The organism is Martinezella tropici (assembly GCF_003287875.1).
GTDB classification, from domain to species: Bacteria; Pseudomonadota; Alphaproteobacteria; order Rhizobiales; family Rhizobiaceae; genus Rhizobium; species Rhizobium tropici_C.
The window spans coordinates 1-2,544 of sequence record NZ_QMKK01000041.1 but is presented as its reverse complement, the minus strand read 5'-3'; the positions used below and the strand labels follow the sequence as shown (position 1 = coordinate 2,544).

At 62.1% G+C, this 2,544-nt stretch carries 2 protein-coding genes; both read right to left on the bottom strand.

All coding sequences use genetic code 11. The annotated features are described in order from the left end of the window. The coding region (locus DQ393_RS16340; RefSeq protein WP_146758982.1) for a methyl-accepting chemotaxis protein at positions 1 to 1,619 on the bottom strand (1,619 nt) is incomplete at its 3' end. Between the two features lie 190 nt (positions 1,620 to 1,809). Then, positions 1,810 to 2,544, bottom strand: a 735-nt coding sequence (locus DQ393_RS16335) for a methyl-accepting chemotaxis protein (protein WP_245430374.1), incomplete at its 5' end; no start/stop codon positions are given.

Below are 2,544 nucleotides of genomic sequence, written 5' to 3'. Positions count from 1 at the left end.
GCATTGGCCTGGTCGACCTTGAAGAAGGCGATGGAAGCCTGCAGCTCCTCTGCCTGGGCGGCCAGTTCTTCCGAGGTTGCCGACATCTCTTCGGAGGCACCGGCATTCTGCTGCGTCACCTTGTCGAGCTGCTGGATCGCCTCGTTGATCTGCGAGGCGCCGATATCCTGCTCGCGGCAGGCAGCCGAGATTTCGGCCACCAGTTCGGCGGTCTTGCGGATATCGGGCACGAGGCGCGACAGCATCTCGCCGGCTTCGGTCGCGACCGTGACGGTCTCACCCGAGAGGCTGGAGATTTCGGCGGCCGCCGCCTGGCTGCGTTCGGCGAGCTTGCGCACTTCGGAGGCGACGACGGCAAAGCCGCGGCCATGCTCGCCGGCACGCGCTGCCTCGACCGCGGCATTGAGGGCCAGCAGGTCGGTCTGGCGGGCGATCTCCTGGACGATGGAGATCTTCTCGGCGATGGTGCGCATGGCGTTGACGGCGCGGTCGACGGCCTGGCCGCTGACCTCAGCGTCTCTGGCGGACTGACGGGCGATCTTCTCGGTTTGAGCGGCGTTGTCGGCATTCTGCTTGATGTTGGCGGCCATCTCCTCCATCGAGGCGGAGGCTTCCTCGGCTGAAGAGGCCTGCTCGGTGGCGCCCTGCGAGAGCTGCTCGGAACCGGCCGACAGCTGCTGGCTGCCCGACGAGACATTGTCGGAAGCCGACAGAGCATCCGCAACGACACCGCGCAGGCGTTCGACCATCGATTGAAGCGAGGTGCCGAGCGTGTCCTTGTCCGACATCGGCTTCGGCTTGACCGTCAAGTCGCCGTTGGCGATCTGATCGGCGATCGTTGCGGTATTGCGCAGGTTGCCGGTCATGACGTTGATGGTATCGACCAGATCCTTGATCTCGTCATTGGTCTTGATTTCGATATTCTGGTTGAGATCACCGATGGCAACGCCTTCGGCGACCGCCTGGATTTTTTTGAGACCGCGGTTGATGCCGAGCGCTATCCAGATGGCGATCACGCTCGACAGTACGAACATGACGGCGAGCGAGGTCAGCAGAAGGTTCCGCGCGAAAGCATATTGGTCATTGGTCGCCTGGTCGGTCGCGTGCAGATCCGCAATGATCCCGTCGTTGATTTTGCCGACAATGTCGAGAAGAACGGTCGTCGCCTTTCGTCCTTCGCCCATGGATAGTTCAGCCGCTTTCCGATTGCTGTCTTCGGTATTTTCGACCGCGAGCTTCAAAACCTGGGCGTCGACTTCCTTCCAGGCCGGAAACTGTCTGGAAAACTCCGCGACCTTGTCTGCGATGGCAGAATCTTGCGCTAATTTCTCTACGAGTTGGTCGATCGTGGCCTCATTGGCACGAACCGCATCGACGTAACCGCTGATGGCCTGCGGATCGTTGTTCAGAATCGCATTCTTTTCATTGCGGATTGCATTCAGGACGGCGTTAGAAAGTTCGCCGGAGCTGCGTTGATTTGCGGCCGGACCCTGAATGATCTCGGTAATGGCCGAATTCAAGGAAGACAGGCTCATGATCGCCAGGACCGACATGCCCGTGGACATGACAATCAGCAGGCCGAATGCGAGGGCCAATTTGAGTTTGATGGTAAAGCGCATCTCTGAAGCTCCTGGAGATGGAGAGATTTGATAGTTAAAAAAGTCAGACGGGGAGCCGTCTTGATGCGCGAAGACCGATACATTCACCCTTCCGCGAACCGTTTCCGGTTCTTGAGGCCCGCAACAGCATTTGCCGGCCTTTGATCCGGCGCCTTCGGGCGCCGGATCGTGTCGAGATCAGGCCAGCCGCTCAGGCGCTCTGGCGAAAGTCGTTGTCGTCTGCGTCTGGTCCGCCCATGGACATGTCGAGGGAGAAGCCCTTGAGGCGGGCTTGCTGAGCGGCAACGCTGTTGTCGGTTCGTGTGGCCGGTGTCCTGGCAGCTGGTGCCTTGGCGACAGGCCTGGACTTGGCCGGGCTGGCGGTGTGATGGATCGGAGCATGGACCGGCTGATGCACGGCCTGGGCCTTGCGAGCATTGGCCTGGTCGACCTTGAAGAAGGCGATGGAAGCCTGCAGCTCCTCTGCCTGGGCGGCCAGTTCTTCCGAGGTTGCCGACATCTCTTCGGAGGCACCGGCATTCTGCTGCGTCACCTTGTCGAGCTGCTGGATCGCCTCGTTGATCTGCGAGGCGCCGATATCCTGCTCGCGGCAGGCAGCCGAGATTTCGGCCACCAGTTCGGCGGTCTTGCGGATATCGGGCACGAGGCGCGACAGCATCTCGCCGGCTTCGGTCGCGACCGTGACGGTCTCACCCGAGAGGCTGGAGATTTCGGCGGCCGCCGCCTGGCTGCGTTCGGCGAGCTTGCGCACTTCGGAGGCGACGACGGCAAAGCCGCGGCCATGCTCGCCGGCACGCGCTGCCTCGACCGCGGCATTGAGGGCCAGCAGGTCGGTCTGGCGGGCGATCTCCTGGACGATGGAGATCTTCTCGGCGATGGTGCGCATGGCGTTGACGGCGCGGTCGACGGCCTGGCCGCTGACCTC